This is a genomic window from Succinimonas amylolytica DSM 2873, from assembly GCF_000378405.1.
GTDB lineage: Bacteria > Pseudomonadota > Gammaproteobacteria > Enterobacterales > Succinivibrionaceae > Succinimonas > Succinimonas amylolytica.
The window spans coordinates 1-6,720 of record NZ_KB899648.1 but is presented as its reverse complement, the minus strand read 5'-3'; the positions used below and the strand labels follow the sequence as shown (position 1 = coordinate 6,720).

Below are 6,720 nucleotides of genomic sequence, written 5' to 3'. Positions count from 1 at the left end.
GTGCCTGCGGCACCGCCTCTGTTCCTGTGTTATCTTAAATCACCCTCAATATAGCATATGAAAGCTTTTTCCGGGTATTTCGGAGGGGCTTTTATGACAGGTCAGAAGGAATTTTCGGGAATCATGCGAATAAGCATAAGCAAGATCTGCATTATACGGCCCGTAATCATCTGACATTATTTATGCTGATCTGACAATAGAGTTGCGGGAATGTTGCTTTTACATACGGAGGACTGCACAGGTATACCAAAACAGGACTGCAGGAATACAGGTCGGTATCTCCCGCTTCTCAAAAAAACTCTCGCCGCTGAAAATTCCTGCACCAGCGGACATCACGGATGAGCTTTTCATTCTCTGGAAAAGACTGATATTGAAACCTTACTACAGAGCGGAGTACCGGATCAGAAACGGAAAAGCCGGAAAATTTCAGGAGGGCTCTAAGAGCCCACACAAAATCCCCGGCCGTACCAGATTCCTGAGAATGATGATTAGCGGCTGGCACCACCGCCACGGAATCCGCCGCCGCCACCGTGATGACTGCTTCCTGAGGAACTGCTCCGGCTGCTGTATCCGGATCTCCGGGAGTGCCTGTAGCTGCTTCCTGAAACAGTATCGCTCCCGGAATAACTGCCACCGCCGGCAAAGAGGTTTCTGAAAAAGCGGTATACGAGATAAAAAGGGAGAAACAGCATCATAAGGCCCAGAAAACCGCAGAACCCGTTAAGAAGCCGTGTCGGAAAATCCTCATCCGCAGTAACAGCCCGGCCCTCAGGAAGCTTCATATCGCCAAAGGTGCTGCCCTGCTGCCCCTCCGGGATATCCCTGACAAAATGCAGAGACTCCGGCGTCTCCTTTCCGCTGTCCTTATAGACTGCTTCAGCTACAGCCGTGAAGGTGTTCATAGCTGCCTCGTTCCAGCGGCGGTTATTTTTGGCATCCACGGCATAATCATCCAGAATACGTCCGGCCCTGGCATCTGGTATGGTCCCTTCCAGCCCCATACCCACCTCCATGCGAACATGAGGAAAATCGGTAGTAAACAGAATCAGAATACCGTTGTTTTTCTCCTTCGAGCCGATTCCCAGCGTATTGGCCGTCCTGAGACTGTAGCCTTCCAGAGTTTCCGACCCTGTTCCGGGAACGCTCATGACCACAACCTGGGCCGTAGTGGCCTGATTCAGCCTTACCGCTTCATTAAATATGTATTTCTCAGCATCTTCAGACCAGACTCCGCTGTAGTCCTGAATATAAAAGTACTTTGAGGATCCCGGTTCCGGATAGACCGTCTCGGTCATGCCCTCCCGCATTGCCATGCAGGCTACAGTCCCCAGAACCGTGACCAGGGCTGCTATAATAATCCGGCGCCGCCAGGGAGAACCTGATGAAACTGCCGGTGCGGAAGAAGGAGCTCTGTCTGGAAGCGGCTGCTCTCCGGAATTACGATTGCGATTATCGGACATCGGATACTCCCGGATAATCATGAAAACAGTTCGTCATGTTTTTCCTCCATAAATGCTTTCCTGCCATAGAAATATTCTGAATATGACAGTTTCTTTAACATCACACAACCATTGCGGACCCGGCCGCAGCTTAAAATTTCTGCACGCTTTCAGATCCCGGGACACCAAACAGGTTCCGGAAACTGATTACCGGCCTCGGCCAGTCTGACAGGCCTGCGCACAAGTCCAGGACTGCAGACAAATAAAGTCTTCCTGAAAAATCCTGAGCCTCTCCTTGACAAAGTGCCCTTCCGCCGCCGGAATAATATCATTTCCGAACAGAATTATAAAATCAGACTGGGATAAGGATTTAACCTTCCGCTAAACAGCTTTATGGTATATAACTAAAAGCTGGAATACCCCGGTCTGGTCACCCTGAACACGGATACGAATACCGGGAAAACCCTCAGGAATTCCGGCGCCGCCCTTCAGCCAGTTCTCCGATAAAAAAGCACAGCTCTGCCACTGCCATGGCATTCACGGCAGCGATTCCCCAGGGGATTAAATTGGCAGATACGCCCCCGATGACTATACCGCCGGCATTGTACCAGTTCACCGGTACAGGCTTATAGGAAGCTGCATACCTGCCGCGGTTTCTGAAATAGTCCAGAATGACAATAATGCCTACGGGAGGCAGCGCACATTTCAGAATTGCCAGCCAGCCGACAAAATTCCAGTACAGCCAGATTGCCAGAGCAGTTCCGGCAATCCAGGCAGTAACCTTCATGCGGATCCCGAAAATGTTGGAAAGCGCCAGACCTCCGGTATAGAGAGCATTGTTGTTTGTCGTCCAGATATTTGCCCCGAGCACGATAATTGCCGGAACTGCCAGCCCCTGAGCAATCATCACGTAGAAAATATCGTCCTTTCCGACATAGGCGCCGCCCACCGCTCCAAAGCAGAACATCAGCGTAATTCCCCAGAAAGAAGGCAATTGCCGTCGTCCACACCGCCGCATTTCCGCCCCCTGGCAAACCTGGTAAAATTCGGTGTCGCCGTCCCCCCGGAAATAAAAGAACCAATTACGTATCCGATACCGGTAAACAGCGTAATCTGACCGGCCGACTGACTGAATACAGCAGAAAGGCCCCCCTTCGGTCGCTGCCAGAGCCTTGGAATATACCCCCAGTACCATAATCAGCGGGACGGACACTGTACTGACGATTTCCAGAGCCTTCATTCCAGTGGCCGCTGTTGCCGTCATCAGCAACCCGGCAGCAATCGTAAGCCACCATGCATTGATTCCCAGAAGTTCCGCCGTGGGAATAGTGAACATGGCAACCACCACCCCAAACCAGCCGATCTGCGTAAACCCCAGAACAAAGGAAGACAGATATGCTCCTCTGGTTCCCAAAGCCCGGCGGCACAGAAGATCCATATTAAGACCGGTACCGGATCCGATATGCGCCAGAATTCAGCAGTATACCGACAGAATGATTCCGCCGGCCAGACATGCCAGCACAAACCCCGAAAGATCCAGTCCGTTTCCCAGCTTGGCGCCGACACTCATACTGGCTGAGAAAAACGTGAATCCCAGCATCACAAAAAACATGCTGCGAAAGCTCCGGCGTGCCGATTCGGGCACCGGTGCCAGAGAATAATCCGGATCTGCCGGAGAGCTACCGGGAGATGTATTGTCAATGCTCATTTTCATGTGGCCTGTTTCTGTAATTACGGTTCCGGAAATCAGTCTCCCGAAAGCACCGTCCCAGGCTCTCCTTCGAAAAAAGAGTGCATCAGTTCAAAACCCGGGAAATGTGAAAAAATCCCCCCTGCGGAAAAACAGCGTCTTTTACAGCGCTATAAATCCGCATTCTCCGGCCCCTGATCACTTTCAGACTCCGGGGCGGGCCAGACTTTACGGAACGGCAGGAAAGCAGATCTGCAAACATGACAGCAGCCTTCAGGGAACTGTAATCGGTGGCAGGTCATTCAGAAAAAGCAAAACAAAATATTCAAAGAGCTTATGTTCATTCCTGATACGGCCAGGATTACTTTGTCCAGGCGATGATCACCATCCGGTACCATATCTTGTATCCTTCCGGCATGCGATCTTCATGCATTCTTTATCAATCCAGACATATCAGTAACAAAATAACGGCTCCATAGCAAAACCTCTCTGGAAGACGGTGCCGGTCTACTATTTTCTGGTCTTCATAAAGGCATCATAGTCCTTAGCGGTTTTCTCCATCGCAGCCCTGATGCCAGGCAATGTCTCCTCGCGATAGGTCTTAAGATGCTGTTCCGCACTGCTAAAGTCCCATTCATAGCCGGCGGAAAGGCTTATATAACGAAAATCTCCTGCAGGATGACCATTAATGGCAATAACGGCAATCTCGGAATAAACGTCGGAATTGCCAAGAGCCTTGCGGCACTCCGGGGAACAGGAAACCGTTTCTGTTCTTTCATCACCGGGGATAAGCTCCCGGGAAAAAACATGCGGGAGCCTGTCAATTTTAAGAAGCGGTTCGGTGCGGCCTTTTACCATAAGCTTTATCTGCAGAACCACCTCCTGAACTGCGATATTCCCGGTATTATTGGCAAAGGTCAGAACCAGGTCCCCTGGCTTTCCGGAATTCCCGGCCGGAGATACCTTGAAGGAGTCCAGCTTGCTCTGGACATACTTTCTGAGAATCACATCCTCCGGAACCTCCCGGGCAGTCATAGCCGCGGTACGCTGAATCGCTTCTGAAAGCTTCTGGTAGTCATCCATAACTCTGCGGGTCGCCTCTGCGGCGGCAATCTTTCTGTCCAGGGCTGGCCGAAACCGGGCAACTCTTTCATCATGAGCCTTTCTTAAAGACAGAATCAGCCCCGGGGCAGTGGTATACCGGAGGGCCTCATGAAATGCTTCGGAAACACAGGTCTGGGATTTATAGTAGTGCTTCTTAAGGTCAGGATTTCCGGACAGCGCGACGGCTACCAGTCTCAGAATGTAAAAGCTCTCAAATTTGCTGAGGCCGGCAGCCGGGGTCATGGCATAAATCGCCGACTCCAGACGTACGGCATCATCAAGCTCCTTCACATCCCTGAAGGAAAAGTCGTTATCGGCATGTACCGGTGAAATCCCGGTCAGGACAGCAAATCCGAAAGCTGCCAGAGATCCGGAAAAACGTTTCAGGGCTAACATACTCATTTTGACTTCTCCCCCTGCTCTGCAGGATATGCCGAAATATAGGACTTCACAGCATCCCCGGTACGGACTCTGACATTCCGGCTCATGTCGCAGAGTTCCCGAACGGCCTCCGCCCGGTTATAGCTGCCGTTTATTTCCTCCAGTGCAGCCTTGCGGAATTCCTCATAGTCATCCAGTTCCCCTGGGGTAACCGCATTTCCCGGAGCGTAGTAGTCAAGATGAAAATTCTTATGGTTCTCCTGATCCAGAAACTCCATGTAAACGGGAACACATTCATTGTTTCCGGCAATGCTGCGAGCCAAAGCGGCATTGCGGAAAGTAAGCTCGGTAATCTGTCCCGGAGAAATTCCCCCGGGAACCGAAAATTCCACAAAAGCCTCCGCCGCCCTGACAGCACCTCTGCTGAACGGCATTTCAGACTGATTGCCGAGGGTAACAAGCACCTCATCCTTCCGGGTTCCGGAAAGGCGGCAGGCAACATGGAAGTTTCGGTACACACGTTTTGCCCTTTCGGCCCAGGCTTTATTCCGGTCTCCGGAATCGGAAGTCTGCTGCACCGGGAGGATCCCGTTGTCGCAGAGATCCTGAAGCTCCTTCATCCCGAATACCGGAACCTTTTCGCTATCAGCCCAGCGGTAGATCTCCCGGTCTCCGACCACCTCCGCAGCATAAAGCTTTTTCCACTCCTCATTGACGATTTTCAGGACCTCGGAGGCTTTTTTACCGTTAATCATTTCAAGTCCGCTGGCCGTATCTGCGGCCAGCCACCCCATAATCATTACCCGATCCGGCTCCGGGTAATGCTTCAGGAATTCTGCGAGTTTCACGGCATTTTCCTGTTCCGAGCCCGAAAGATTCAGCACCGGATCCCCGCAGCCCGATAAAATCAGAGCTCCGGTTGCAATAGTAATCAGAGACAGTTTCCTGAATAAGCCTGCTGCCATGAAAAAACCTCCGGCACAGTTAAAAAAACAGAAGGAATTGTAAATAAAACTCCGGACAGAAACGGAGTCATAAAAGCCGTTCTGTCAAAATAAAACAGGACTCCTCCCGGAATCCCAGGCTTTTACGCAAGCTATAGCTCAGCGTACTGGTCTTAGCCGTCCTCTCCCCAGCAAGTATCTCCCTAAAAATTCCCGACAGCTTTTAGCTCCTGAATGCCGTCAGCGGCGAGAATTTCATCCGGATAATCATCTTCCGTAATGGTAATCACAAACGAAAAATCCGCACCGTAGTCGAAAGGATTGGGGAAGAGCAAACCTGCCAATAGCACACTTCATGTCACTGGAATTTTTCTCTATGAAGGAAGCCGGGCCATAAAGCTGTTTTCCCAAAACAAACCGGTAAATGTGAGACCAGTAATCCAGATCAAAGGCACACTCGAAATACCGGCCTAAATCCTCAAATGTTGCTTTTTGAGGATCATCTGCAATACCCCGGGGAAACCTTCCTGCCCTTTCCTGCAGGATAAATCTTCATCTGAAGTCCCGGCATATCAATCTCCTGAAAAAATCCCATTATCATTTCCATCGAAGAATGCAATTCATGATATCCGACTTTAGAAGATCAGGGGGACAATAATCTGCAAATATTGCTGAGTTCGCAACATTTGGTAATGAAGTAAAACAAACGATAGGAACTATTTGGCAGAAGACCGGGCGCGCAGTTCCCCTAATTCGGTACGGTTATAAATATCAGCCCCCTTAGGTCAAGAACGCTGACCGCTCGCGCCCCATCAGAATTTAACATCACAGGAAAAAAGGTATTAGGTCTAAAGTCAGCACTTTAGGCCTTCTTAAATTTCCACGGCATTGCCTGCTCAAGAATAGTATTTCTTCTTTCATCAGACAGCGATTCATCTTTCAGTTCGTCTCTGTGAATACCCATATATCTGAACAGAAATTCAAGGTAATCTTCCAGGTCAACTCCATGGATTTTGCAGGTTTCGTGAAATGATGAAAACACAGCCGTAGACTTAGCTCCCTCAATAGAGCCAAATCCGCTGGGCATTGAATGTCTCAGCACTGCAAAGTCACGAATAGCTCTCTCGGCGGCCGAGTTATCCAGAGGAATAGAGCCGTCCTC

The 6,720-nt window shown here is 50.4% G+C and carries 7 protein-coding genes; all 7 read right to left on the bottom strand.

Annotated features, from left to right (window positions below; translation table 11 throughout):
* Positions 1-488: 488 nt before the first annotated feature.
* Positions 489-1,460, bottom strand: coding sequence for a TPM domain-containing protein (locus F557_RS21630; RefSeq protein ID WP_169335234.1), 972 nt, complete (start codon positions 1,458-1,460; stop codon positions 489-491).
* Positions 1,461-1,905: 445 nt separating this feature from the next.
* Positions 1,906-2,901, bottom strand: a complete 996-nt coding sequence (locus tag F557_RS20780) for a cytosine permease (protein ID WP_281167361.1) — start codon at positions 2,899-2,901, stop codon at positions 1,906-1,908.
* 12 nt (positions 2,902-2,913) lie between these two features.
* Positions 2,914-3,153, bottom strand: coding sequence for a hypothetical protein (locus tag F557_RS22525; protein WP_157617968.1), 240 nt, complete (start codon positions 3,151-3,153; stop codon positions 2,914-2,916).
* Between the two features lie 486 nt (positions 3,154-3,639).
* The gene (locus tag F557_RS0118040; protein ID WP_019003603.1) at positions 3,640-4,635 is read right to left on the bottom strand and encodes a hypothetical protein; all 996 of its coding nucleotides are present in this window, start codon (positions 4,633-4,635) and stop codon (positions 3,640-3,642) included.
* Positions 4,632-5,579, bottom strand: a complete 948-nt coding sequence (locus F557_RS0118035; RefSeq protein ID WP_019003602.1) for a hypothetical protein — start codon at positions 5,577-5,579, stop codon at positions 4,632-4,634. The genes F557_RS0118040 and F557_RS0118035 overlap by 4 nt, the downstream gene beginning before the upstream one ends.
* A 182-nt stretch (positions 5,580-5,761) precedes the next feature.
* Positions 5,762-5,902, bottom strand: coding sequence for a hypothetical protein (locus tag F557_RS22520; RefSeq protein ID WP_157617967.1), 141 nt, complete (start codon positions 5,900-5,902; stop codon positions 5,762-5,764).
* A gap of 518 nt (positions 5,903-6,420) precedes the next feature.
* Positions 6,421-6,720, bottom strand: a 300-nt coding sequence (locus F557_RS22855; RefSeq protein ID WP_019003599.1) for a hypothetical protein, incomplete at its 5' end; no start/stop codon positions are given.